This window comes from Streptomyces sp. NPDC043908 (assembly GCF_056435525.1).
Map to the genome: position 1 here is coordinate 232,519 of NZ_JBWKEI010000009.1, position 25,527 is coordinate 258,045.

General features: G+C 73.2%; 20 protein-coding genes and 1 tRNA gene. 7 read left to right on the plus strand and 14 right to left on the minus strand.

The window, feature by feature from the left end:
* Nucleotides 1-55 precede the first annotated feature (55 nt).
* Nucleotides 56-499: a GNAT family N-acetyltransferase gene (locus tag AC069K_RS21290; RefSeq protein ID WP_365105887.1), complete on the minus strand. Its 444-nt coding sequence runs from the start codon at nt 497-499 to the stop codon at nt 56-58.
* Nucleotides 500-728: 229 nt separating this feature from the next.
* Between AC069K_RS21290 and AC069K_RS21295 the strand changes: the two genes are divergently transcribed.
* A complete protein-coding gene (locus AC069K_RS21295) occupies nt 729-1,508 on the plus strand; it encodes a response regulator transcription factor (RefSeq protein WP_358835920.1) in 780 nt (259 codons plus the stop codon).
* Here AC069K_RS21295 and AC069K_RS21300 read toward each other — a convergent pair.
* Complete coding sequence (locus AC069K_RS21300) at nt 1,467-1,964, minus strand: MarR family winged helix-turn-helix transcriptional regulator (protein ID WP_358835919.1); 498 nt, start codon at nt 1,962-1,964, stop codon at nt 1,467-1,469. The genes AC069K_RS21295 and AC069K_RS21300 overlap by 42 nt on opposite strands.
* Before the next feature lie 131 nt (nt 1,965-2,095).
* Here AC069K_RS21300 and AC069K_RS21305 point away from each other — a divergent pair, with 131 nt between their 5' ends.
* The gene (locus AC069K_RS21305) at nt 2,096-3,097 is read left to right on the plus strand and encodes a methyltransferase domain-containing protein (RefSeq protein WP_478618522.1); all 1,002 of its coding nucleotides are present in this window, start codon (nt 2,096-2,098) and stop codon (nt 3,095-3,097) included.
* A gap of 112 nt (nt 3,098-3,209) precedes the next feature.
* Here the strand turns inward: AC069K_RS21305 and AC069K_RS21310 are convergent, their stop codons facing one another.
* The 3 genes from AC069K_RS21310 to AC069K_RS21320 form a co-directional block, all read right to left on the minus strand.
* On the minus strand, nt 3,210-4,901 hold the full coding sequence (locus tag AC069K_RS21310) for an FG-GAP-like repeat-containing protein (RefSeq protein WP_478618525.1): 1,692 nt from the start codon (nt 4,899-4,901) through the stop codon (nt 3,210-3,212).
* Nucleotides 4,902-5,176: 275 nt separating this feature from the next.
* Nucleotides 5,177-5,878, minus strand: coding sequence for a TetR/AcrR family transcriptional regulator (locus tag AC069K_RS21315; RefSeq protein ID WP_358834656.1), 702 nt, complete (start codon nt 5,876-5,878; stop codon nt 5,177-5,179).
* Nucleotides 5,875-6,903, minus strand: coding sequence for an acyl-CoA desaturase (locus AC069K_RS21320; protein WP_478618528.1), 1,029 nt, complete (start codon nt 6,901-6,903; stop codon nt 5,875-5,877). The genes AC069K_RS21315 and AC069K_RS21320 overlap by 4 nt, the downstream gene beginning before the upstream one ends.
* Before the next feature lie 228 nt (nt 6,904-7,131).
* Here AC069K_RS21320 and ppc point away from each other — a divergent pair, with 228 nt between their 5' ends.
* A complete protein-coding gene (gene ppc, locus AC069K_RS21325) occupies nt 7,132-9,861 on the plus strand; it encodes a phosphoenolpyruvate carboxylase (protein ID WP_478618531.1) in 2,730 nt (909 codons plus the stop codon).
* 66 nt (nt 9,862-9,927) lie between these two features.
* Here the strand turns inward: ppc and pth are convergent, their stop codons facing one another.
* From pth to AC069K_RS21350, 5 genes are all read right to left on the minus strand, one after another.
* Complete coding sequence (pth, locus tag AC069K_RS21330; protein ID WP_358834659.1) at nt 9,928-10,521, minus strand: aminoacyl-tRNA hydrolase; 594 nt, start codon at nt 10,519-10,521, stop codon at nt 9,928-9,930.
* Between the two features lie 88 nt (nt 10,522-10,609).
* On the minus strand, nt 10,610-11,197 hold the full coding sequence (locus tag AC069K_RS21335; protein WP_358836490.1) for a 50S ribosomal protein L25/general stress protein Ctc: 588 nt from the start codon (nt 11,195-11,197) through the stop codon (nt 10,610-10,612).
* Nucleotides 11,198-11,401: 204 nt separating this feature from the next.
* On the minus strand, nt 11,402-12,376 hold the full coding sequence (locus tag AC069K_RS21340) for a ribose-phosphate diphosphokinase (protein WP_358836491.1): 975 nt from the start codon (nt 12,374-12,376) through the stop codon (nt 11,402-11,404).
* A 117-nt stretch (nt 12,377-12,493) separates the two neighbouring features.
* A complete protein-coding gene (glmU, locus tag AC069K_RS21345; protein ID WP_478618536.1) occupies nt 12,494-13,981 on the minus strand; it encodes a bifunctional UDP-N-acetylglucosamine diphosphorylase/glucosamine-1-phosphate N-acetyltransferase GlmU in 1,488 nt (495 codons plus the stop codon).
* 128 nt (nt 13,982-14,109) lie between these two features.
* Nucleotides 14,110-14,181 (minus strand) — tRNA-Gln (locus AC069K_RS21350).
* A 232-nt stretch (nt 14,182-14,413) separates the two neighbouring features.
* On the opposite strand from AC069K_RS21350, the gene AC069K_RS21355 reads away from it, so the two are divergent.
* A complete protein-coding gene (locus tag AC069K_RS21355) occupies nt 14,414-15,766 on the plus strand; it encodes a sensor histidine kinase (protein WP_478618539.1) in 1,353 nt (450 codons plus the stop codon).
* 499 nt (nt 15,767-16,265) lie between these two features.
* Here the strand turns inward: AC069K_RS21355 and AC069K_RS21360 are convergent, their stop codons facing one another.
* Both AC069K_RS21360 and AC069K_RS21365 read right to left on the minus strand, forming a co-directional pair.
* Complete coding sequence (locus tag AC069K_RS21360; RefSeq protein ID WP_358836495.1) at nt 16,266-16,760, minus strand: SUKH-3 domain-containing protein; 495 nt, start codon at nt 16,758-16,760, stop codon at nt 16,266-16,268.
* A 10-nt stretch (nt 16,761-16,770) separates the two neighbouring features.
* Nucleotides 16,771-17,280, minus strand: a complete 510-nt coding sequence (locus AC069K_RS21365; protein WP_478618769.1) for a YwqJ-related putative deaminase — start codon at nt 17,278-17,280, stop codon at nt 16,771-16,773.
* Nucleotides 17,281-17,702: 422 nt separating this feature from the next.
* Here AC069K_RS21365 and AC069K_RS21370 point away from each other — a divergent pair, with 422 nt between their 5' ends.
* From AC069K_RS21370 to AC069K_RS21380, 3 genes are all read left to right on the plus strand, one after another.
* Nucleotides 17,703-18,677: an SMI1/KNR4 family protein gene (locus AC069K_RS21370; RefSeq protein ID WP_365105860.1), complete on the plus strand. Its 975-nt coding sequence runs from the start codon at nt 17,703-17,705 to the stop codon at nt 18,675-18,677.
* A gap of 5 nt (nt 18,678-18,682) precedes the next feature.
* On the plus strand, nt 18,683-21,676 hold the full coding sequence (locus AC069K_RS21375) for an SUKH-4 family immunity protein (protein ID WP_478618542.1): 2,994 nt from the start codon (nt 18,683-18,685) through the stop codon (nt 21,674-21,676).
* Nucleotides 21,677-21,922: 246 nt separating this feature from the next.
* Nucleotides 21,923-22,825, plus strand: a complete 903-nt coding sequence (locus AC069K_RS21380; RefSeq protein WP_358991632.1) for a coiled-coil domain-containing protein — start codon at nt 21,923-21,925, stop codon at nt 22,823-22,825.
* A gap of 99 nt (nt 22,826-22,924) precedes the next feature.
* On the opposite strand, the gene AC069K_RS21385 is transcribed toward AC069K_RS21380, so the two are convergent.
* On the minus strand, nt 22,925-24,523 hold the full coding sequence (locus AC069K_RS21385) for a sodium/solute symporter (RefSeq protein WP_365105854.1): 1,599 nt from the start codon (nt 24,521-24,523) through the stop codon (nt 22,925-22,927).
* Entirely contained in the window at nt 24,520-24,852 is a 333-nt protein-coding gene (locus tag AC069K_RS21390) for a DUF485 domain-containing protein (protein WP_358835703.1), read from the minus strand. Before AC069K_RS21390 ends, AC069K_RS21385 begins: the two co-directional genes overlap by 4 nt.
* Nucleotides 24,853-25,527 lie beyond the last annotated feature (675 nt).

Consider the following 25,527-nt stretch of genomic DNA (forward strand, 5'->3'; position numbering starts at 1 on the left):
CCCCGGCTCGCGGCGGCCGACCGGGGACGTACGCGACCGGCGGGTGGTGGCGCGGCTACCGGAGCCGCTTGGTGAGGATGAACTCCGTGACACCCGGCGGATAGTCGGGCACCTCGCCCACCACCTCGTACCCCTGCCGGCGATAGAACCCCGGCGCCTGGAAGTCCCACGTCTCCACGCGGGCGTGGGCGCAGGAGTGGTCGGTGCGGGCCGACTCCTCGGCGCGGGCGAGGAGTTCGGCTCCCAGGCCCGTGCCCCGGTGGGCGGGGTCCACCCACAGCAGGTCCACCAGGAGCCAGGCGGCCCAGACGCGGCCGGTGAGACCGCCCGCCAGATCACCCCTGCCGTCCACCGCCCAGACGTGGAGCGGGCGTTCCTTCTCGTGCGGGGTGCCGCGCAGGGCCCGCAGCGCCGAAGAGCGTTCCGTATTCGTGTCCTTGAGCCGCTGACCCAGCAGAATGCGTCGCGCCTTGTCCACTTCCGTCTCAAAACGAAACATGCGTCACACCCTAAACAACCCGGTCAATCAGTTCTGCAAATTGCCTTCCGCTCCCGGCCCACGGCCCTACTCTGAAGCACAGCACCGGTGGGGGCCGGTGTTGATCAGGGGGCGAGACAGTCGGGTACGACGCCCGGGGTGGGGTATCGGTCAGTCCACGGCGGCGGCCGCGCGACTGCGCTCTGATCCCTTCCGGGCGCCGTGCCCCGACCGGTCCGTTCCCCGACGCATGGGGGTGTCTGTGGTTCGTATCCGGGTTCTCGTGGTGGATGACCACCGAATCTTCGCGGAGTCGCTGGCCGCCGCGCTGGCGGCCGAGCCCGACGTCGACGTCGCGGCCGCCGGCAGCGGCCCGGCGGCGCTGCGCTGTCTGGAGCGCGGGGCCTCCGAGGGCCGCCGCTTCGACGTGATGCTCGTCGACGCCGACCTCGGCGCGCTCGCCGGGGCGCCGGTCGCCCGGGCCGTGCCGGACGGCGGCGGCGCCGACGGCCTGGTGGACGGCATCTCGCTGGTCGCCGGGGTCCGCTCGGGTCAGCCCGCCGTACGGACGGTGGTGCTCGCCGAGAAGGACGACCCGCGCCGCGCCGCGCTCGCCCTCCAGGCGGGGGCGTCCGGCTGGGTGGCCAAGGACTGTTCGCTCCAGCGACTGCTCGCGGTGATCAGAGGGGTGCTGCGGGACGAGACGCATCTGCCGCCCGCGCTGCTCACCGGCGTCCTGCGCGAGCTCACCGCCGCCCGCAAGCACCGCACCGAGAGCGAGCGGCTGGTGGAGTCGCTGACCCCGCGCGAGCGCGAGGTGCTGCGCTGCATGGTCGCGGGGCTCGGCCGCAAGGCCGTCGCCGAACGCCTCTTCCTCTCCCCGCACACGGTCCGTACGCACATGCAGAACGTGCTGGGCAAGCTCGGGGTGCACTCCACCCTCGCCGCCGTCGCCCTGGCGCGCCGGGCCGGGGTCGGCCCGGCCGACCTAGCCGGGGACGTTGTCGAACGGGGCGGTCAACTGGCGTAGCAGCGCCGCGAGTTCCCCCCGCTGGGTGCGCGACAGCTGGGCCAGGATCGCCCGCTCCTGCTCCAGGAGCCCGGCCAGCGCCTGGTCCGCCCGGTCGCGCCCCTCGGGGGTCAGGCGCACCAGCACCCCGCGCCGGTCGCTGGGGTCCGGGAGCCGCTCGACCAGGCCCTTCTTGGCGAGGCGGTCGATCCGGTTGGTCATGGTGCCCGAGGTGACCAGCGTCTGGGTGAGCAGCTGCCCGGGAGAGAGCTGGTAGGGCGCTCCCGCGCGCCGCAGGGACGTCAGGACGTCGAACTCCCAGGGCTCCAGCTGGTGCTCGGAGAAGGCGAGTCTGCGCGCCCGGTCGAGGTGGCGCGCCAGCCTGCTGACGCGGCTGAGCACCTCCAGGGGCTCCACGTCGAGGTCCGGGCGCTCGCGGCGCCATGCTGAGACCAGTCGGTCGACCTCGTCCTCCATGTCGATCAGTGTAGAGGGTCTGTCGACGTGAAGTCTCTTGACGTCAAGATATATAAAGCCCCACCATTGGGCATGGAGGGCCCGGGACCCTGTTCCGTTTCGGTCAGCCGCACCTGCAAGGGGGCTCGAACATGCATTCCGATTTCGTCCCGGAGTCCGTAGAGACGCCGGCCCGGGAGTCCACCGGGGCGTCCCCCCGGACGTCCGCCCCGCTGCCCGCTCCCGTCTGGGATCCGCAGCAGTACCTGCACCATTCCGGCCACCGCACCCGCCCGTTCCTCGACCTGCTCACGAGGATCCCGGCGCTGCCGGGCTCCGCCGGCGCGGCCGCCGCCGACACGGCCGCCGCCGGCGGGCCCGCCGCCCCGCGCGTGGGCGCCCAGCGCACCCCCGGCGCGCTCCCGGCGCCCGGAACCCGTCCGCCCGTCCGGATCGCGGACCTCGGCTGCGGCCCGGGCAACGTCACCGCGCTGCTCGCCGACCGCTGGCCCGACGCCCGCGTCACCGGCTTCGACCTCTCGCCCGAGATGCTCGCCCAGGCCGACAAGGACCACGCGGGCACCACCCCGGGCGGCGGCTGGCTGGACTTCCGCCCGGCCGACCTCGCCCACTGGACCCCCGAGGAGCCGTACGACCTGATCGTCTCCAACGCGGCCCTCCAGTGGGTCCCCAACCACCCCGAGTCCTTCGCCTGCTGGATCGAGGGCCTCACCCCCGGCGGCACCCTCGCCTTCCAGGTCCCCGGCAACTTCACCTCGCCCAGCCACGCCCTGCTCGGCGAGCTCTGCGAGTCGCCGCGCTGGCGCGGACGCCTCGGTGAGCACGGGCGCCGGTACGTGCACATCCTCAGCCCCGCCGAGTACCTGCTGCGCCTGACCGGCCTGGGCTGCGAGGCGGACGTGTGGGAGACGACGTACTCCCAGCTGCTGCCGGGCGAGGACCCGGTCCTGGACTGGGTCAAGGGCACCGCCCTGCGCCCGGCCCTGACCGCCCTCGCCGACGACGAGGAGGCCACCGAGGCCTTCCTCGCCGAATACCGCGACCTGCTGCGCCGCGCCTACCCGCCGGGCCCGCACGGCACGGTCTTCCCCTTCCGCCGGATCTTCGCGGTCGCCCGCAGGAAGGACCGCTGATGTCCGCCGCCCAGGACGGCCGGCCGCCGGAGGTCCCGGCGCCCGGGTAGCCGCCGGAAAACGCCGGTTCCCCGCGCCCCCTCGGGGACGCGGGGAACCGGAGGCGGGACTGCTAGAACAGGTCGTTGTAGGTGTTCCAGCCGTCGCCCAGCTTCACGCGGGACTTGAAGCCGCCGTAGCCGTTGGAGCTGTAACGGAACGCCTCGCCACGGGAGTTGGTGGCGATCAGGTCCGTCCGGCCGTCACCGTCCAGGTCGCCGGGGGCCGCGATGTTCCGGAACTGCTGCCAGCCGGGGCCGACGTAGACGCGCGCGCGGAACGGGGACGCGGAGGAGCCGGTGCCCGCGTACAGGTACAGCTTGCCGTCGCCGGTGCGCGCGACGACGTCGGTCAGGCCGTCCCCGGTGAGGTCGCCCGCGCCGACGATCCGGTTGTACGCGTTCCAGCCGCCGCCGATCTTCAGGCGGGAGGCGAAACCGGTGGCCTCGCCGTTGCCGCGCTGGAGCCACAGGGTGCCGGAGCCGTCACGGGTGAGCAGGTCGCCCTTGCCGTCGTTGTTGAGGTCGCCGGGGCCCACGACCAGGTTGTAGCCGCCCCAGCCGCCGCTGATGTAGGCGTTGTCGGCGTACAGGTTGTTCTCGTAGACCTCGAACAGCTCGGGGTCGTTGTCGGCGTCCAGGGACGACGCGTAGCCCATGCGGGCGCCGAGCCAGCCGCCCTCGCTGCTCACCTGCTGGCGGGCGCTCAGCGTGCCGTTGTTCAGGGAGTAGTAGTAGTACAGCGTGCCCTTGGCGTCCCGGCCCATCAGGTCGCCCTTGCCGTACGCGGGGGTGCCGCCCTGCGAGGCGAACACCACGGAGCTGTTCCACTGCGGGCCGCCGGTGATGCGGTCCTTGAAGTTGCCCTTGCCGTCGGCGAGGTAGAGGTAGAGCCTGCCGCCGGGGCTGCGCGTGGCGATGTCGGCGAGGCCGTCGTTGTCGGTGTCGTCCAGGGGCACGATCTGGTTGTACGAGTCCCAGCCGCCGCCGACCCGCACGCGCGACTTCAGCGGGTCGGCGGCGCTGCCGGTGCCCGCGTAGAAGTACAGGTCGCCGCCGGGGGTGCGGGCCAGGACGTCACCGACGCCGTCGCCGTTCATGTCGTTGGCGCCGACCAGCTGGTCGTAGGCCTGCCAGCCGCCGCCGACCCTGACCTTGGAGGCGAACGGGTCGCCGGTGGCGCTGCCGTTGCCCAGGTACAGGTACAGCTCGCCGCCGGGCGTGCGGGCCAGCAGGTCGTACTTGCCGTCGCCGTTGACGTCACCGGGGGCGAAGAGCTTGTTGTACGCGTTCCAGCCCTGGCCGGTCCAGGTGGCGTACGACGCGCCGCCGGTGCCCGCGCCCGCGTACAGCGACAGGGTCCCGGTGGGGGAGACGGTCAGCAGCTCGGGGGAGCCGTCGCCGTCCAGGTCGCCCGGGGCGACCAGGTCCTTGTACGCGCCGAAGGAGTTGGCGAACTCCTGGCTCAGCTTGCCCGTCTCCATGTAGGCCTTGCCGTTGATCGCCCGGTAGAGCAGGTCGCCCGAGCCGTCCTTGTCGAGGTCCAGACGGGGCTTGAGCGGGGTGGCCGCGGCGGCCGCGGACCGCTTGGCGTGCTGCGGCAGCGACAGCGACGGCAGCGTGGTGAGGCGGGGCCCGGCCGGCTTCACGGCCGTGTGCGGCGCCTTCGGCGCCTCGTCGGCCGAGGCCGTGCCCGAAAGGAGCATGCCGGCCGAGAGCGCGAGGGCGGTGCAGGCCGCGAGACGGCCCGGGCGCGAGGTGCGCACAGAAGACAAAATTCCCCCCAGGGAATATGCGGGTGGAACCGGGAGGAATACAGCGCGGAACACGGAAAGCGCACGTACGCGGGAACAGTCCTCGCGGGGCCCGCACGCGGCGCGTCGAGAGGTGCGTCGAGGCGCGCAGGGCCGCTCACGAAGGAATGCTCGAATCCCCCCCGGGAATGTGCGTGAAGCCTACAGCCGATACTCGTGTGGTTGAAGAGGAAAATGGGCCGCGAGAGAACTCGCGGCCCATTCGAGATCTTTTACGATCCGCCCGTTCAGCTTCTGCGGTGCCCTATCAGCCGGGGCTTCTGCTCCAGCCCGTCCAGGCCGTGCCACGCCAGGTTCACCAGGTGCGCGGCGACCTCCGCCTTCTTCGGCTTGCGCGCGTCCAGCCACCACTGCCCGGTCAGCGCGACCATCCCGACCAGCGCCTGCGCGTACAGCGGGGCGAGCTTCGGGTCGAAGCCGCGGGCCTTGAACTCCAGGCCCAGGATGTCCTCGACCTGGGTCGCGATGTCGGAGATCAGCGAGGCGAAGGTGCCCGTCGACTGCGCCACGGGCGAGTCCCGCACCAGGATGCGGAACCCGTCCGTGTACTTCTCGATGTAGTCGAGCAGCGCGAACGCCGCCTGCTCCAGGAGCTCGCGCGGGTGCCCGGCCGTCAGCGCGCCCGTCACCCCGTCCAGGAGCGAGCGCATCTCCCGGTCGACCACCACCGCGTACAGCCCCTCCTTGCCGCCGAAGTGCTCGTACACCACCGGCTTGGAGACGCCGGCCTTCGCCGCGATCTCCTCCACCGAGGTGCCCTCGAAGCCCTTCTCGGCGAAGAGCGTGCGGCCGATGTCCAGCAACTGCTCCCGGCGCTCCGCGCCCGTCATCCGGGTACGACGGGTCCGCCGGGGTCGTTCGGTGCCCGCCGAGCCGTTGCTGCTGGTCGCGCGGGTGGTGCTGGAGTCGGTCGCCACGTCCTCCATCATGCCGCCTCGGTGGCCCTGTCCTTACGGGCGCTCTCCTCGTGGGCCTTCTCCGCCCGCCGGGAGGGGGCGCCGGGCTCGCTGCGCTTGGCGTCCAGCCGGTCCTCGGTGGGCCAGCGCACGTCGTACGCCCAGCCCAGCTGCTCGCACCAGCGGATGATCCGCGCGCTGGAGTCGATCTGGCCGCGCATCACACCGTGCCGGGCCGAGGTCGGGTCGGCGTGGTGCAGGTTGTGCCAGGACTCGCCGCACGACAGGACCGCGAGCCACCACACGTTCCCGGAGCGGTCGCGGGACTTGAACGGGCGCTTGCCCACCGCGTGGCAGATGGAGTTGATCGACCACGTCACGTGGTGCAGCAGCGCGACCCGCACCATCGAGCCCCAGAAGAACGCGGTGAACGCGCCCCACCACGACATCGTCACCAGACCGCCCACGATCGGCGGAATCGCCAGGGACAGGATCGTCCAGTACACGAAGTCGCGCGAGATCCGGCGGATCGCCGGGTCCTTGAGCAGATCCGGCGCGTACTTCTCCTGCGAGGTCTGCTCCTCGTTGAACATCCACGCGATGTGGGCCCACCACAGGCCCTTCATCAGCGCGGGCAGCGTCTCGCCGAACCGCCACGGAGAGTGCGGATCGCCGTCCGCGTCGGAGAACTTGTGGTGCTTGCGGTGGTCGGCCACCCAGCGCACCAGCGGCCCCTCGACCGCCATGGAACCGGCCACCGCGAGCGCGATGCGCAAGGGGCGCTTGGCCTTGAACGAGCCGTGCGTGAAGTAGCGGTGGAAACCGATGGTGACGCCGTGGCAGCCCAGGTAGTACATGAACACCATCAGGCCGAGGTCCAGCCAGCTCACGCCCCAGCCCCAGGCCAGAGGCACCGCGGCGAGCAGCGCCACGAACGGGACGACGATGAAGAGCAGCAGTGCGATCTGTTCCACGGACCGTTTGCTCTCGCCCCCGCGCGTCGCGGAGGGACCCGGCGGCTCGGTGGCCGGATCGATGAGGTCGGGGCTTGTGGTCATTGGGGATCCCCCCGTGGGGTGAGTGAAGAGACGAGAGGCCCTGGCTACGGATCCGTAACCTACGGCGACGTAAGTATGGCAGTGCCCCGCCGCCGTACAAGTGGGCACAAGAGGGCAGTGGACCGCGTCGCACGTAGGGACACCTATCCTGGGTCTCGTCGGACAGCGCGGTCCGCAAGCCTCCAGTACCCCTCCAGACGTGCTCAAACACTGCAAGGAGCCGCACCTGTGAGCAGTGCCGACCAGACCCACGCCGCCAGCCCCGAGCTTCGCGCCGACATCCGCCGACTGGGTGATCTCCTCGGCGAGGCGCTCGTCCGCCAGGAGGGCCCCGAGCTCCTGGAGCTCGTCGAGCGCGTACGCGCCCTCACCCGTACGGACGGCGAGGCCGCCGCCGAGCTGCTCGGCGGCACCGAGGTGGAGACCGCCGCCAAGCTCGTCCGGGCCTTCTCCACCTACTTCCACCTGGCCAACGTCACCGAGCAGGTGCACCGCGGCCGCGAGCTGCGCGCCCACCGGGCCACCGAGGGCGGACTGCTCGCCCGCACCGCCGACATGCTCAAGGACGCCGACCCCGAGCACCTGCGCGAGACGGTCAAGAACCTGAACGTGCGCCCGGTCTTCACCGCGCACCCCACCGAGGCGGCCCGCCGCTCGGTCCTCAACAAGCTGCGCCGCATCGCCGCGCTCCTGGAGACCCCGGTCACCGAGGCCGACCGGCGCCGCGTCGACCTGCGGCTCGCCGAGAACATCGACCTCATCTGGCAGACCGACGAGCTGCGTGTGGTGCGCCCCGAGCCCGCCGACGAGGCCCGCAACGCCATCTACTACCTGGACGAGCTGCACGCCGGCGCCGTCGGCGACGTCCTGGAGGACCTGGCGGCCGAGCTCGCCCGCGTCGGCGTCGAGCTGCCCGCCGGCACCCGCCCGCTCACCTTCGGCACCTGGATCGGCGGCGACCGCGACGGCAACCCCAACGTGACCCCGCAGGTCACCTGGGACGTGCTGATCCTCCAGCACGAGCACGGCATCAACGACGCGCTGGAAGTGATCGACTACCTGCGCGGCCTGCTCTCCAACTCGATCCGCTACGCGGGCGCCACCGACGAGCTCCTCGCCTCCCTCCAGGCCGACCTGGAGGCGCTCCCGGAGATCAGCCCCCGCTACAAGCGGCTCAACGCCGAGGAGCCCTACCGGCTCAAGGCCACCTGCGTACGCCAGAAGCTGGTCAACACCAAGGAGCGGCTCGCCAAGGGCACCCCGCACCGGCCCGGCCGCGACTACCTGGGCACCTCCGAGCTCCTGGCGGACCTCACCCTCATCCAGACGTCCCTGCGGGCCCACCGCGGCGAGCTCTTCGCGGACGGCCGGATGGACCGCACCATCCGCACCCTCGCCGCCTTCGGCCTCCAGCTCGCCACCATGGACGTACGCGAGCACGCCGACGCCCACCACCACGCGCTCGGCCAGCTCTTCGACCGCCTGGGCGAGGAGTCCTGGCGGTACGCGGACATGCCGCGCGAGTACCGCCAGAAGCTGCTCGCCAAGGAGCTCCGCTCCCGGCGCCCGCTGGCCCCCACGCCCGCGCCGCTGGACGAGGCCGGGCAGAAGACCCTCGGCGTCTTCGGCACGATCAAGGAGGCCTTCGAGCGGTTCGGCCCCGAGGTCATCGAGTCGTACATCATCTCGATGTGCCAGGGCGCCGACGACGTCTTCGCCGCCGCCGTCCTCGCCCGCGAGGCCGGACTGGTCGATCTGCACGCCGGCTGGGCGAAGATCGGCATCGTGCCGCTCCTGGAGACCACCGACGAGCTGCGCGCCGCCGACGTCATCCTCGACGAGATGCTGGCCGACCCCTCCTACCGGCGCCTGGTCTCGCTCCGCGGCGACGTCCAGGAGGTCATGCTCGGCTACTCCGACTCCTCCAAGTTCGGCGGCATCACCACCTCGCAGTGGGAGATCCACCGCGCCCAGCGCAGGCTGCGCGACGTGGCCCACCGCTACGGCGTACGGCTGCGGCTCTTCCACGGCCGCGGCGGCACCGTCGGCCGCGGCGGCGGCCCCTCGCACGACGCGATCCTCGCGCAGCCCTGGGGCACCCTGGAGGGCGAGATCAAGGTGACCGAGCAGGGCGAGGTCATCTCCGACAAGTACCTCATCCCCTCGCTCGCCCGCGAGAACCTGGAGCTGACGGTCGCGGCCACCCTCCAGGCGTCCGCCCTGCACACCGCCCCGCGCCAGTCCGACGAGGCGCTGGCCCGCTGGGACGCGGCGATGGACACGGTCTCGGACGCCGCCCACGCGGCCTACCGCAAGCTGGTCGAGGACCCGGACCTGCCCGCGTACTTCTTCGCCTCCACCCCCGTCGACCAGCTCGCCGAGCTGCACCTGGGCTCGCGTCCCTCGCGCCGCCCGGACTCCGGCGCGGGGCTTGACGGGCTGCGGGCGATCCCGTGGGTGTTCGGCTGGACCCAGTCGCGGCAGATCGTCCCCGGCTGGTTCGGTGTGGGCTCGGGTCTGCGGGCGCTGCGCGAGGCCGGTCTGGACACCGTCCTGGACGAGATGCACGAGCACTGGCACTTCTTCCGGAACTTCGTCTCCAACGTGGAGATGACGCTCGCCAAGACCGATCTGCGGATCGCCCGCCACTACGTGGACACCCTGGTGCCCGACGAGCTCAAGCACGTCTTCGCCACGATCGAGGCCGAGCACGCCCTCACCGTCAGCGAGGTCCTGCGCATCACCGGCGGCGACGAACTGCTCGGCTCGCACCCCGTGCTCCAGCAGACCTTCGCCATCCGCGACGCCTACCTGGACCCGATCTCCTACCTCCAGGTGTCCCTGCTGGCGCGCCAGCGCGCCGAGGCCGAGCGCGGCGAGGACCCCGACCCGCTGCTCGCGCGGGCGCTGCTGCTGACCGTCAACGGTGTCGCGGCGGGCCTGCGCAACACCGGCTGACCCGCACGCGTACAGGAACAAGCCCCGGCGGCCGAACGGCTGCCGGGGCTTGTCCCTTGTCCCGCGTCAGGAGTTGTACGTCGACTGCGCCCGCTCCAGACCCTCGACGACCAGCGCCTCGACGGCGTCGGCCGCGCGGTCCACGAAGTAGTCCAGCTCCTTGCGCTCGGTCGAGGAGAAGTCCTTGAGGACGAAGTCCGCGACCTGCATCCGGCCGGGCGGGCGCCCGATGCCGAAGCGCACCCGGTGGTAGTCCGGCCCGAAGGACTTGGTCATCGACTTCAGACCGTTGTGGCCGTTGTCGCCGCCGCCGAACTTCAGGCGCAGCACCCCGTAGTCGATGTCCAGCTCGTCGTGGACGGCGACGATGTTCCCGACCGGCACCTTGTAGAAGTCGCGCAGCTGGGTGACGGGACCGCCGGAGAGGTTCATGTACGACAGCGGCTTGGCCAGGATCACCCGGCGGTTGAGGGGCCCGGCCGGACCGATCCGGCCCTCGACGACCTGGGCGCGCGCCTTGTGCGCCTTGAACTTGCCGCCGACGCGGGAGGCGAGCAGGTCGGCCACCATGAAGCCGACGTTGTGCCGGTTCCCCGCGTACTCGGGGCCGGGGTTGCCGAGGCCCACGACCAGCCAGGGCGCGTTCGCATCCGTGGTCATCAGTGCTGCGTCTCTCGTCCGTGCCGGCAGGAGGAACTCCGGTGGCGGGCCGCAGTGGCCGCCACCGGAGTCAGGCGGAGCGTACGGCTCAGGCCTCGGCGGACTCGCCCTCGGCGGACTCCGCGGCCGGCTCCTCGGCCTGGGCCGACAGGATCTGGACCACGACGGCCTCGGGGTCGGTGGCCAGGGTGGTGCCCTTGGGCAGCGGGACGTCCTTGGCGAGGATGGAGGCGCCGGCCTCCAGGCCCTCGATGGAGACGGTGACGGAGGTCGGGATGTGGGTCGCCTCGGTCTCGACGGAGAGCGTGTTCAGCACGTTCTCGACGAGGAAGCTGCCCGGGGCCAGGTCGCCCTCGGTCTCGACGGCGACCTCGACCGTGACCTTCTCGCCGCGGCGGACGAGCAGCAGGTCGACGTGGACCAGGTAGCCCTTGATGGCGTCACGCTGGACGGCCTTCGGGATCGCCAGCTCGTTCTTGCCGTCGATGTCCAGGGAGAGCAGGACGTTCGGGGTACGCAGGGCGAGCAGCAGCTCGTGGCCGGGAAGGGTGACGTGGACCGGCTCGGTGCCGTGGCCGTAGACGACCGCGGGGACCTTGTTGGCGCGGCGGATGCTGCGGGCGGCGCCCTTGCCGAACTCGGAACGGACCTCGGCGGCGAGCTTGATCTCGGACATGTGCACTCCTCGTAGAAGCAGGGGGAAAAGGGTGGCGGTTACCCGGCCACGACTGGCCTGCTACGAAGAGCGCGTCGATAACGGACCGCCGTACCGAAAACGGGTACGGCCTCCCTCGCCGAGCAACTCGATGAGTCTACCCGGCCGGGAGGCCGCACCCAAAAGGATCTTCTGTGACCCCGGTGACCTGTGGCTCCGGTGTGCCTACTGCTCCTCGAAGAGGCTGGTGACCGAGCCGTCCTCGAAGACCTCGCGGACCGCGCGGGCGATCGACGGGGCGATGGAGAGGACGGTGACCTTGTCCAGCTCCAGGTCGGCCGGGTCGGGCAGGGTGTTCGTGAAGACGAACTCGCTGACCTTGGAGTTCTTCAGGCGGTCGGCGGCCGGCCCCGACAGGATGCCGTGCGTGGCCGTCACGATGACGTCCTCCGCGCCGTGGGCGAACAGGGCGTCGGCCGCGGCGCAGATGGTGCCACCGGTGTCGATCATGTCGTCGACCAGGACGCAGACACGGCCCTCGACGTCACCCACGACCTCGTGGACGGTCACCTGGTTGGCGACGTCCTTGTCGCGGCGCTTGTGCACGATCGCCAGCGGCGCGTCCAGACGGTCGCACCAGCGGTCGGCCACACGCACCCGGCCGGCGTCCGGCGAGACGATCGTCAGCTTGGAGCGGTCCACCTTGGCGCCCACGTAGTCCGCGAGGACCGGCAGGGCGGTGAGGTGGTCGACCGGGCCGTCGAAGAAGCCCTGGATCTGGTCGGTGTGCAGATCGACCGTGAGGATCCGGTCGGCACCCGCCGTCTTCAGGAGGTCCGCGATCAGCCGGGCGGAGATCGGCTCGCGGCCCTTGTGCTTCTTGTCCTGGCGGGCGTACCCGTAGGACGGCACGATCACGGTGATGGAGCGGGCCGACGCGCGCTTCAGCGCGTCGATCATGATCAGCTGCTCCATGATCCACTTGTTGATCGGAGCCGTGTGGCTCTGGATCAGGAAGCAGTCCGCGCCACGCGCCGACTCCTGGAAGCGGACGTAGATCTCACCGTTGGCGAAGTCGAAGGCCTTCGTCGGCACGAGGCCGACACCCAGCTGGTGCGCGACCTCCTCGGCCAGCTCGGGGTGGGCGCGGCCGGAGAAGAGCATCAGCTTCTTCTCGCCGGTCGTCTTGATCCCGGTCACAGCACTGTCTCCTCAGAGGTGTCTTCTGCTGCTGAGCCCGCGCGGTCCCTTGGCGACGAGCCAGCCGAATCGTGTGCGCCTATCACGGTACGCCGTGACAGGCGCAGATGTTTCCGGTCAGTTTTCGCCAACGGCCTCTTCGGAAGCGGCCGCAGCCGCCTGCGCGGCCGCGCTGCCCGGCCGCTTGCGGGCCACCCAGCCCTCGATATTCCGCTGCTGGCCACGGGCCACGGCCAGCGAACCCGCGGGCACGTCCTTGGTGATGACGGACCCGGCCGCGGTGTAGGCGCCGTCCCCCACTGTGACAGGAGCAACAAACATGTTGTCCGAACCCGTCTTGCAGTGCGAGCCGATCGTCGTGTGGTGCTTGGCCTCGCCGTCGTAGTTCACGAACACGCTCGCCGCACCGATGTTCGAGTACTCACCGATGGTCGCGTCGCCCACGTACGACAGGTGCGGCACCTTGGTGCCCTCGCCGATCGTCGCGTTCTTGGTCTCGACGTACGTACCGATCTTCGCCTTCACCCCGAGACGGGTGCCGGGCCGCAGATAGGCGTACGGGCCCACCGACGCGTCCTCGCCGATCTCCGAGTCGTACGCCACGGTGTTGTCCACCCGCGCCTGGGAGCCGACCTTGGTGTCCGTCAGCCGCGTGTTCGGACCGACCTCGGCGCCGCGGCCCAGGTGCGTGGAACCGAGCAGCTGGGTGCCCGGGTGCACGAGCGCGTCCTGCTCGAAGGTGACGGTCACGTCGATGAAGGTGGTGGCCGGGTCCACGACCGTGACACCCGCCAGCATCGCCCGCTCCAGCAGGCGGTCGTTCAGCAGCCGCCGCGCCTCGGCGAGCTGCACGCGGTTGTTGATCCCCAGGATCTCCCGGTGGTCCCCGCCGACCGACGCGCCCACCCGGTGCCCCGCCTCGCGCAGGATGCCGAGCACGTCCGTGAGGTACTCCTCGCCCTGGCTGTTGTCCGTGCGGACCTTGCCCAGCGCGTCCGCGAGCAGCGCTCCGTCGAAGGCGAACACCCCGGAGTTGATCTCCCGGATCGCCCGCTGCTCCTCGGTCGCGTCCTTGTGCTCGACGATCGCGGTGACCTCGCCGGAGGCGCCGTCGCGCACGATCCGGCCGTAGCCGGTGGAGTCGGGGACCTCGGCGGTGAGCACGGTGACGGCGTTGCCGTCGGCCTCGTGCGTACGCGTGAGGGCGGCCAGGGTGTCGCCGGTCAGCAGCGGGGTGTCGCCGCAGACCACGACGACGGTGCCCTCGATGGACTGGCCGAGCTCCTCCAGCGCCATCCGGACCGCGTGGCCGGTGCCGTTCTGCTCGTGCTGGACGGCGGTGCGCACCGAGGCGTCGATCGCGCCGAGGTGGGCGCCGACCTGCTCGCGGGCGTGGCCGACGACCACGACGAGGTGCTCGGGGTCGAGCTCACGGGCGGCCGCCACGACATGACCGACGAGCGAGCGCCCGCAGATCTCGTGCAGGACCTTGGGGGTGGCCGACTTCATACGGGTGCCCTCGCCCGCGGCGAGGACGACGACGGCCGCCAGTGGGATATCCCCAGTTCGAGCGGAGCCGAGAACTTGGGGAAGAGTGGCGCTCACGGGAATGCCCTTCGGCTTTGTGTGGTGGACATCCGCAGGATACCGGGGGGTTGGCGGGCGGAAATCCGGGTGGGGGAGGGGGAAACACGTCGGGTCCTGACTGGGACAGTCAGGACCCGACGCAGAAGCTCCCCCGCCAGGACTCGAACCCGGACATAGGGCACCAAAAGCCCCAGTGCTGCCAATTACACCACGGGGGATGGAAACCGACGTGACCGGACAATGCGTCAGGCCGTCGGATCGGCACCCAACACTATGCCGTACCAAGCGCCTTCCGTGCGACGGCGGAGATCGGCGCGCTCGCCGACGTGACCGGGCGCCGCCCGATGCGCCGGGCCGCCGGACGGGTGCCGCGACCGTACGTGTTCGATCGTGTTCCGTGCTGCTGAAGTCACCGGAAAATCGCTGGCGGGCGCCCGTAGGCTGGATGGCATGACCGCAACGGGGGCAGACCACGACTCCGCGGGGACGACCTCCCGCGGCTGGTGGTGGTGGGAACGGCGGCGGGGTGCCGCCCTGGATATCGGACTGGGGCTGGCCTCCGCGTTCGAGTGCGCACTGGAAGGCGTGAAGTTCGCCGGGGACGCGGGGGTCCCCGTACCGGCCGGGGTGCTCTTCGGGCTGGTGGCCGGGGTGACCCTGGCCGCGCGGCGGCGCTGGCCGGTCGCCGTCGTGCTCGTCTCCATCGCCGTGACCCCGGCCAACATGGGCTTTCTGCTCGGCATCGTCGGCCTGTACACCCTGGCCGCCTCCGAGGTGCCGCGCCGCATCACCGCCGCGCTGGCCGGAATGTGCCTGGCGGGCACCTTCATCGTCACGTTCGTACGGATGAACCAGAGCGTCGACGACGGCGCCTTCGACGGCGGGCGCTGGCTGGTCCCGCTCTTCTCCGGCGTGATGGCGCTCGGCCTGACCGCCCCGCCGCTGCTCCTGGGACTCTATATAGGGGCCAGGCGCCGGCTGATGGAGTCCCTGCGCGAGCGCGCCGACTCCCTGGAGCGGGAGCTGTCGCTGCTCGCGGACCGCGCGGAGGAGCGCGCCGAGTGGGCCCGTACGGAGGAGCGCACCCGGATCGCCCGCGAGATGCACGACGTGGTCGCCCACCGGGTGTCCCTGATGGTGGTGCACGCGGCGGCGCTCCAGGCGGTGGCGCGCAAGGACCCGGAGAAGGCCGTCAAGAACGCGGTGCTCGTCGGTGACATGGGCCGCCAGGCGCTGACGGAGCTGCGCGAGATGCTGGGCGTGCTGCGTACGGGGGAGGCGGTGCGGCGGGCGGACCGGGCGGACCGGGCGGCCCGGGCGGACGTGCCGGACGTGCCGGCGGCGGTCCCGCTCGCGGCCGTGGGCGCGGCGGCTGCGGCGGCGGCCGCCGCCGCGGAGGAGGGGCCGTGCCTGGCCGACATCGAGGCGCTGGTCGGCCAGTCCCGGGAGGCCGGGATGGTGGTCGAGCTGACGGTGCACGGCGTGGAGCGGGCGTACGACGCGCTGGTGGAGCAGACCGCGTACCGGGTGATCCAGGAGGCGCTCACCAATGTGCACAAGCACGCGGCGGGCGCCAAGGTGATGGTCCGCCTCGCCCACCGGGACGCCGAGGTGGCGATGCAGATCGAGAACGGCCCCGCGGACGGCGCGACGGCGGACGCGGGGCTGCCCAGCGGGGGGAACGGGCTGGTGGGGATGCGGGAGCGGGTGCTGGCCCTGGGGGGTGTGTTCGTCTCCGGGGTCACGGACGCGGGGGGTTGGCGGGTGTCGGCTGTGCTGCCGTCCCGGGGGGAGGGGTTGTAGGGGCCGCGGTTCGCAGTGGGCTGCCCACGCGGTTCCCCGCGCCCCTTTTTGGCCGGGGGTTCGTGTGCGGGTTGTGGGGGGTTGCTCGCGCAGTTCCCCGCGCCCCTCTCTGGCCGGAGTTCGTCTGCGGGTGGTGGACGGCTGGTCGCGCAGTTCCCCGCGCCCCTTTTTTCGGCCGGGGGTTCGTGTGCGGGCCCGTGGGGGGTTGCTCGCGCGGTTCCCCGCGCCCCTTGGGGTGCTTGGGGTGGCGTTTTGTGTGCGGGTTGTGGGGGCTGGTCGCGCAGTTCCCCGCGCCCCTGGGGGGTGTGGTCGAGCTGGGAGTTCCGGGTGCCGCCGGACGCCTGGGGGCGCGGGGAACTGCGCGAGACGCGGGCACGGTCCGCAGACGAACGAGGGTTTTGAGGGGCGCGGGGAACTGCGCGAGCAACCCACCACCGGGTCGCAGACGAACTCCTGGCGAGGGGCTTCCCACCGGGGCGCAGACGAAGCCCTGGACGCGTCAGGGGCGCGGCGACGTCAGGCGGATCGGCTGGACTCCGGTCATCAGGGTGTTCAGGGCCAGATCCAGGTCCGCGCCCAGATACCAGTCCCCCGTGTGGTCGATGCTGTACACCCTCCCCTCGCTGTCGATCGCCAGCACCGCCTGCTGCTCCCCCTCCTCCCCCAGCGGCGCCAGCTCCGTCTCCAGCGCACGCCCGAGGTCCGCGAACGTACGGGCCAGATGGAGCCCGGCCACCGGGTCGAAGCGGACCGTGGCGGGCGCGTTGTGGCGGCCGGGGCCCGGCGCGGTCAGCCGCAGGCCCCCGAACTCGGCCCACGCCTCCACGGCCGCCGGGAACACGGTGTGGCGGTGCCCGGCGGGCGAGGTGTGCGCGCGCAGTACGTCGGCCCAGGCCTCGGCCTGCCTGATGTCCCAGCGGCCCGGGTGCCACCCGGCGGCGCGCAGCGCGGCGTCGACGGGCACGGGGAAGCGGGTGGTGGAGACGTCCGGCATCGTGTGCGGTTCAGCCCTTCTCGGCGGCGGGGTCCACGGCGCGCACCCCGAAGTGGGCGAGCAGCGCGGTGCAGGAGCGGCAGGGCGGGGCGTAGCTGCCGTGCAGCGGGTCGCCGTCCTCGCGGATGCGGCGGGCGGTGACCTTGGCGTGCTTCAGCGCGCGGCGCGCCTCGCTGTGGGTCAGCGGCTTGCGGCCGGACCTGCGTGACTTGCCCGAGCGGGCCGACTCCAGGGAGGAGAGCTGGCGCGAGAGCAGGATCGCCTCGGGGCAGCGCCCGGTGAAGCGTTCGCGCTGGCCGCTGGTGAGGGTGTCGTGGAAGTCCTGTACGAGCGGGTGGAGCACCGGTGGCTGGTCGCCCTTGCCCGCGGTACAGGTCAGCGTCTGGCCCCGGACCGAGAGCGCGGCGGCCACGGCGGGAAGGATGCCGTCGCGGCGGTGCAGCAGTACAGGCGCGGAGGCGGTCGTGCTGCTCCACTGGAGCCGCGGATCCCCCGTTCCCGGGCCCGCCCCCGGCCCCATCCCCGTCCCCGTTCCCGGGCCCGTCCCGGTTCCGGGCGCCGCCGTCGGCGCCCCCGCCCGGGGGTCTCCCGCCCCCGGCGCCCCGGCCCGGGAGGCGTTCGCCGCCGTACCCGATATGTCGGTCGTTCCGTGCATGGTGCTCGCTGTCCCTCCCGTTGCCGACGCTCTTCGCCGCCGGTGTCAACGCCCCCGTTAACGCCCCGTTGCGGGAACAGACTGCCAAATGTGCCCAGTGGTACGGAAGCTGGGGCTCTGATGTCACTACGTCCGTGTCGTCACCATCGCCGCACGGTGACCCGGTTGTGACACCAGGTCACGGTGGTGCGGGGGCCGGGCGCACGGCAGGGACCCGGTATTGCCCCACCGCATAGTCTGGTCCTCACCAGCCAGACGCAGCAGCTCGCACGCAGGGGGCATCCGCCATGACGACAGGTCGGCTCGGGCACGCCGCGCCACCGAACGCGGCCTACGCCGGGCAGGTCGTGAACTTCCCGGACCCGGTCCGCGCCTCCCGCCACCCCCGAGGGGTGCGGGTGGACGGTGACGGCTACCCGGACTTCTCGGCGTACGCGCGCGCGGCGGCGGAGATCGCGGAGCCGCCGGAGGGCTTCGGCGTGGACGAGCTGCGGCTGACGGACTACGTGTCGGCCAACGCGGCGCTCGCCGCCGACGGGCACGAGCTGTGGGACACCGTCCCCGCGGTCGCCACCCCGCACGGCTGGACCTGGCACCATGTGCCCGGCACCCGCCGGCTGGAGCTGGTCCCGGTCGAGGTGAAGGCCCTGCTGCGCCACCACGGAGGGCTGACGACGGCCGGTGTCGACCAGGACAAGCGCGGCACCCGCCCGCTCCAGGAGACGCGCCCCGCGCACTTCGGAGTGCCCAAGGACCTGGTGTCCGTCTCCGAGGCCCAGATCCTGGGCGTCGAGGAGGACTTGGGGTACCGGCTGCCCGGCGCATACCGGACCTTCCTGAAGGCGGCGGGCGGTTGCGCGCCGGTGGGCGCGGCGCTCGACGCGGAGCTGGGGCTGCTGGTGGACCAGCCGTTCTTCACCGTCCGCGACCAGGCGGCGGTCAACGACCTCGTCTACGTCAACAAGTGCCTGCGCGACCATCTGACCAAGGACTACCTGGGCGTGGCCTTCGTCCAGGGCGGCATCCTCGCCGTGAAGGTGAAGGGTTCCGCGACCGGCTCGGTCTGGTTCTGCGCGTACGACGACGCGCGCGACCAGGACGGCTGGGGGGTGCAGGAGCGCGTGGAGCGGCTGCTGCTGCCCTGCGGTACGGATTTCGACGACTTCCTCCAGCGCCTGGCGGGCAACCCGCCGGAGCTGGAGACCGTGGCGAACCTGATGGTGGACGGCGGCTTCGCGCGCGCCGTACCGGTGGGGGAGTGAGTGTGATGGTGACCTTCGCCCAGGCGCAGGAGCGCGCGGAAGAGTGGATCAACGGGGACGTTCCCGCGTACCAGCACCGCGAGGTGCGGGTGCGGGAGTTCGAGCTGGGGTTCGTGGTGTGGGCCGAGGACCGGGCCGAGGGCCCCTCCTCGGACGGCGGCCGCCAGCGGCTCGTCATCGCCCGCGACAGCGGGGAGGCCACGCTGTGGCCGGGACTGCCGGTGGGTGAGGTGATCCGGCGGTACGAGGAGGAGTACGGCGTGGCGGACGAGCCCGAGGACGCGGCGCCCGCGCCCGCGCCGGAACGCATCGACCTCAACCAGACGTCGTTCCTGCTGACGCCGCCGGAGTGGTTGCAGGAGGCGGCGGACAGGATGGGGATCCCGGACCGCCGGGACAACGGCCCGACCCCGGCCTCGACTCCGGCCCCGGCCCCCGCCTCGACTCAGACTCCGGCTCCGGCGTCCGCCTCGACTCCGGCCCCGGCCCAGGCTCCGGCTCCGGCGTCCCCCTCGACTCCGGCCCCGGCCCCCGCGCCGGGTTCGGCCTCGGCGCCCGCTCCGGGTCCCAACCCGAGTCAGGGGTCCGCCCCGACCCCTGCTCCCGTCCAGGACGCGGGACCTGCGTGGCCGGCCCCGGCCCCCGCTGCGGGTCAGGGCTCCGCCCCGGCTCCGGCCCTGGGTTCGACCCCGAGTCAGGGGTCCGCCCCGACCCCTGCTCCCGTCCAGGACGCGGGACCTGCGTGGCCCGCCCCGACGCCTGCTCCGGGCTCCGCCCCGGCCTCGACCTCGACCCCGCCCCCCGTTCAGGACGCGGTCCCCTCGTGGCCGGCCCCTGCCCCGGCCCCCGTCCCCGCTCAGGACGCGGCGCCCGCGTGGCCGGCTCCCGTGCCCGGGTCCTCCGGGGCGGTGCCGTGGCCGGCGCCGGATGCCGATGCGCCGGCCGGGGCGACCCCATGGGCCGGTACGGACACCAACGCCGGGTCGGACGAGGGCTCCGTACCGCTTCCGGCGACGGTGTTCGCCCCGCCGCTGTCCGGTTCGGACCTGGACGACACCCCGCCGCCGAGGGTCCTCCCGGAGGCCAGGACGGCGCTGCTCCAGGGCGGCAGCCAGCTCCCGCCGACGGCCATCGCCCCGGCGCTCGACCCGCAGGCACCGCCGCCGGGGGCGACGGGCGGTCAGGACGCGCCCGGTGCGCCCGCCGGCCCCGGTGCTTCCGGTGCGCCCGGTGGTTCCGGTGCGCCGGTCGGCCCGGGCGTGCCCCCCGGTCCCGGTGCGCCCGGTGCCCCGGCCGGCCCCGGTGCGGCTGCCGCTCCCGGCACCCCCGCCGCTCCCGGTGCCCCCGCCTCCCCGGCGGCCCCCTCCGCCGCCGACATCGCCGACGCCGCCACCAGTAAGGCCGCTCCGCCGCGTGGGGCCCGGGGGAGTACTCCGCCGCCGCCCGGGGAGCCCGGGGTTCCGGGGGCGCGGCCGGGTGGGGCGCCCGCCTACGTACCCACGCAGCTGGTCTCGCAGCTCGGGCCCGACGGGCCGCAGCCCGCCGGGCCGCCCACGCCGCCGCCGGGCGGGGGCGTGCACCACGCCGCGACCATGCTGGCCGACCCCGGTCAGCTCGGGGCCGGGCCCCAGCCGCCCGCGCCTCCCGGGCCGCCCGGCGCCCCCGGTGCCGCCCGCGCTCCCCAGCCGCCGGGGCCGCCCGGTGTGCCCGGCGCGCCGCAGCCCCCCGGCGCGCCCGGGGTGCCCGGCGCCGGTGGCGGTGCGCACCACGCCGCGACGATGCTGGCCGACCCCAGTCAGCTCGGGGCCGGTGGGCGGCCCGGCGCGCCCCAGCCCCCCGGGCCGCCCGGGATGCCGGGCGCGCCCCAGCCTCCCGGTGCGCCCGGGATGCCCGGCGCTCCCGCCGGTCCCGGTGGCGTCCACCACGCGGCCACCATGCTCGCCGGGCCCGCCCAGATGGGGCCGGGCGCGCCGCAGCCCCCGAGGCCGCCCGCGTACGGCTATCCCCAGCAGCCCACCGGGGTGCCGACCGTGGGGCCGGGGTACCAGGCCGTGCTGCGCTACCGCGCCGCCGACGGGTCCGAGCAGCAGCTCATCCGGCGCTCGGCGCCCGGCATCCCGCACCCCGAGTGGCAGATCTTCCACGAGCTGCGCCAGATGAACGTGCCGCCGGACCACGTCCTGGAGCTGCACACCGAGCTGGCGTCGTGCGAGCTGCCCGGCGGGTACTGCGCGCGGATGATCCGGGAGACCTGGCCGCAGGTGCGGATCACCTCCGTCGCCCCGTACGGCACGGACCACGCCTCCCGCCGCCAGGGAGTCCAGCACCTGCTCACCCACCAGGGGGAGCTGGCGCAGGTGGCGGACGGTCCCGCCCGGCCGCAGCCGGTGCGCGCGCCGCTGCCGCAGGTGCAGCCCGCGCCGCCGCTGCCCCCGGAGGGCGTGGCGCACGAGCTGGCCGGTGCCTTCGGCCCGCAGGGCGTCTTCCGCTTCGACCAGCGGGCGGTGTCCCGCCAGGGCGTGCCCGAGGCCGTCGCGGTGACGCTGGTGTGGGCGGGGCTGCCGGTGGACTTCGGGCCGTTCTTCTGGGCGCAGGCCGTGCCCGGCCAGCCGGTCCCGACCCTCGCCGAACTGGCCGCCCAGCGGCAGGTGCAGGCGGCCCCGGACGCGGGCTCGTACCTGGTCATGGGCTCCGACTTCGGCCGGGCGATCTGTGTCCAGTACGGCACCGCGCACATCGTCGCGGTGCCGGTGGAGGCGGGCCCGGGCGGCCAGTCCGTGCCGCCGCAGTTCGTGAACTCGGGGCTGCCCGAGTTCGTCCGCTGCATGGCGCTGCTCGGCCGGATGTGGCGGCTGCGCTACGGGCTCAACCCCGAGCAGGCGGGCCGCTGGACGGTCGACTTCCAGGCGCAGCTCGCCGCGCTCGACCCGGCGGCGCTCGCCTCGCCGGAGAGCTGGTGGTCGGTGCTGCTGGAGCAGTTCTGGGACGGGCTGCTCTGAGCCGGCGGCCGGAGGCGTACGTATACGTACGTAAGGAAGTGCGTTGATAGGACGAGGCGTTCGCCGCACCGCGCGGCGGGCGCCTCGTCGCCGTTCCGGTATCCGTTCCCGTACGGCTTCCGGTTCTGACGGCAGTTGACGCATCCTTGGCCGTTATGGATGGGCGGAGTGTCGCGTTATGACCACTTCGCTTCGATCCAGCAGGATGTGCCCCGGACAAGCCGGAGAGGTCGGAGGACGTCAACGATGAGTGCAGCGCCCGAACCACCGCAGTCACCCCGGGGTATCGCCGTCGTGCGGGGCGGCCGGGGCTACCGGACCGACCAGGTCGACCACCGGCTGGGCGTCCTCGGCGAGGAGCGCGACGCCGCGTGGGAGCGCGCGGCGCGGCTCACCGTCCTCGCCAAGCGCATGGAGGCGGAGGCGGCCGCCCTGCGCGACCGGGCCGCGGCGCTGGGCCCGCAGTCGTACGAGGCGCTCGGCCGCCGGGCCCAGGCGCTGTACGCCCTCGCGGTCGAGGAGGCCGACGCCGTACGGGCGGCTGCCCAGGAGGAGGCGGCGGCCGTACGGGACGCGGCGGACGCGGCCGGGCGCCGGGCGCGCGAACGCGCCCGCGAGCACGCGGACACCGTCCGCGCCGAGGCCGAGGAGCGGGCGCGGCACCTGCTGCTCGCGGCCCGGGCGAGCGCCGACGAGCACCGCGGGAAGGCCCGGGCCGAGGCGGACGAGTGGCGCGCCGAGGCGGCGGACGCGCTGCGCGAGGTGCGCGAGCGGACCGGGGCCGCGCGGGCCGAGCAGGAGCGCGAGCACACCGCGCGCTTCGAGGCCCTCGACCGGGAGACGGCCGCGCGGGAGGCGGAGCTCGACGCCCGGCACGCCGAGCTGACCACCCGGGCCGAAGCCGCCCTGGCCGACGCGGAGCGGGCCTTCGCCGAGGAGCGGGAGGCCGCCCGCCACGGCCAGGAGGACGCCGACGCGCGGGCCGCGGAGCTGGTCGCGGCGGCGCGGGTGCGGGCCGAGCGGATCGCGCGCGAGACCGAACGGGTGCTGCGGGAGCACGCCCAGGCCCGCGAAGAGGCCGTCGCGCACATGGCGCACGTACGCAGCAGCCTGGCGGGGCTGACGGGGCGGGCCCCGGCGGAGGGCTGATCCGGCGGGGCGCCCGGGGTCTGGGGCCCGGGGCCCGGGGGCGGCAGGGCCGGTCCGCCCGGACCCCGAGGCCGCTCACCGGGGGCTCGGGCCAGCGCGTCAGCGCCGTGCGCCCGCCAGGATCCAGCCCTCCACGGCCTCGTACCGCTGCCGCTGGGCGTAGACGTCACGGCGGCTGAGCACCGTGCCCAGCCAGCCCACCGCGAAGCCGAACGGGATGGAGACGATGCCGGTCGTGGTGAACGGGAACCAGGCGAAGTCATGGGCGGGGAAGACGGCTTGGGGCGAGCCCGACACCAGCTTCGTGCCCGTCATCACCACCACCGTGAAGAGCGTGCCGCCGATCAGCGTGCAGAGCAGCCCGGCCCGGGTGTAGCGGCGCCAGAACAGGCTGAGGACCAGGGCCGGGGCCAGGGCGGACGCGCCCAGGCAGAACGAGAGGGTGACCAGCGGCTGGAGGTTGTGGCTCTGGGCCGCCGTCGCCAGCGCGATCGCCGGGACGCCGACGGCGAGCGCGGCGACCCGGGCCGTGTTCGTCTCGGTGGCGTCCCGCACCCCGGTCCGGCCGCGCACCGCGTGCGCGACCAGGTCGTGGGCGAGCGAGTTGGCGCACGCCAGGGTCATCCCCGAGATGGAGGCCAGCAGCGTCATGAAGATCGCGGTGGCGACCGCGGTGAAGAGCAGGGTGCCGGCCGTCGACGCGTGCGGGCCGACGAGCGCCTGGCTGGTCAGCAGGATGGACGTCCTGCCCTGCGGGTCCGCCGCGGTCAGGGCGCGCCGGCCCACGACGGCCGCCGCGCCGAAGCCGATCACGATCAGCGCGAAGCAGATCACCACGACGGCCGAGACCGCCCAGGAGAGCGAGCGCCGCACCGCGCGGGCGCTGCGGGCGCTGTACATCCGCATGGTGATGTGCGGCAGGCAGGCCGCGCCGATCACCACCGTGAGCTGCGAGGAGACCATGTCCAGCGCGTCGCCGCCGAACTGGAGCCCGGAGGAGAGGTACGCCGGACCCGCGCCGCTGCCCCGCGCCGCCTCGCCGAGCAGCCGCCCGGGGCTCCAGCCGTACCGGTTCAGGACCAGGGCGGCGACGGTGAGCGAGGAGACGGCGAGGACGACGGTCTTGACCGCCTGGATGAACGCGGTGCCCTTCATGCCGCCGATCGCCGCGTAGCCGATCATCAGCAGCCCGAGCATCACGACGCAGCCGGTCTTGAACCGCGCGGTGTCGAAGCCCAGGACGAACGCGATGAGGTCGCCCGCGCCGGCCAGCTGGACCACCATCAGCGGCAGCAGCGCGGCGAGCGTGACCAGGCACGCGGTGACCCGGACCGCGGGCCCGGGCGCCCGCCGCGCGAACGCGTCGCCCATGGTGAACTTCCCCGCGTTGCGCAGCGGTTCGGCCAGCAGGAACATCAGCAGCACGAGCGAGAGAGCGGTGCTCAGGGTGAGGACGAGACCGTCGTACCCGGTCAGGGCGATGACGCCGACCGTACTGAGCACGGTGGCCGCCGAGACGTAGTCCCCGGCGATGGCCAGGCCGTTGCGCAGCGGCGAGAGCGAGCGGTAGCCGGTGTAGAACTCGCCGAGGTCGTCGCGGTCGGGCGCGGTCATCACGCACAGGAGCAGGGTCACGGTGATCACCGCGATGAACGCGACCAGGGACATGGCCCGGGCGTCGGAGGCGAATTCGGTCATCGGGGGCCTCCGTCCGTGTACCGGCGGGAGTGCGCCGGCCGCTGTGCCGCCCGGTGCCGCAGCGCCGCGGCGAGCGGGTCGACGGTGCGCTGGGCGGTCCACTCGTACACGGCCGCGGCGGCGAGCGTCACGGGCAACTGGCAGAGCCCGAGCAGCAGTCCGGCGGTGAGGCCGCCGGTTATGTGCCGGGAGAGGAGGCCGGGGGCGTACCCGGAGAGGAGCAGGAAGAGGACGAAGTACCCGAGGGCGGTGAGGGTGGAGACGCGTCGCAACAGACGGTAGGCGGACCGGAGTTGGGGGAGGCCCGGGGAGGGGTGGTGGTGCGTCATCGGCTGCTCCTTGCAGAGGGGGGACGGGGAGCCGGAAGCGCTGGTGGGTGGCGGCGAACTTACCGGTCGGTATGGGGGCTGGGGAGTCCTTGGGAGGAAAATTTCGGCGGGTGGATTGGTTACCGTGGGTAAGTTTTCTCTCGCGTCCCCGCACCCGGGGGCCGGTGCCGGCCCGGAGGAGCGCGAGGAACCGCGCGAGCACCCGAGCGGCCCGCACGCCGCGGCACCACCGCGCCCGCCCGCCGCCCGGGCCACCCCGCACGCCGCGGCACCACCGCGCCCGCCCGGCGCCCGAGCCACCCGTCTCCACCCCCTCACCCCCGCCCTGAGCGGCGACGGAGAGCGTCCGGGTGGAGACGCCCCCGACGGGACTCAGCCCTGGGGTGGAGAGCCCCTACGGGTTCCTCCCTACTTCAGGGCAGGGGGCGTTCGTCCTGGCGGAGGACGAGAAGAGGGGGAGCGGTTCTTTAACGTGGTCCTACATCGAGCGGCTGCGGGGGGCCGCAGGTGGGAGGTGGGGCTAACCCCCCACTCAAGACACCGCCGGGCACCAGGGTGCCGGGCGTCCTCGATCGCCAGACTCAAGACGTACGCACGACACGCGGCGGCGACGAGGCTCCGGGATCACCGGACGAGCCGAGCCGCCGACGCTTGGACGCACTGACTCGCAACGAG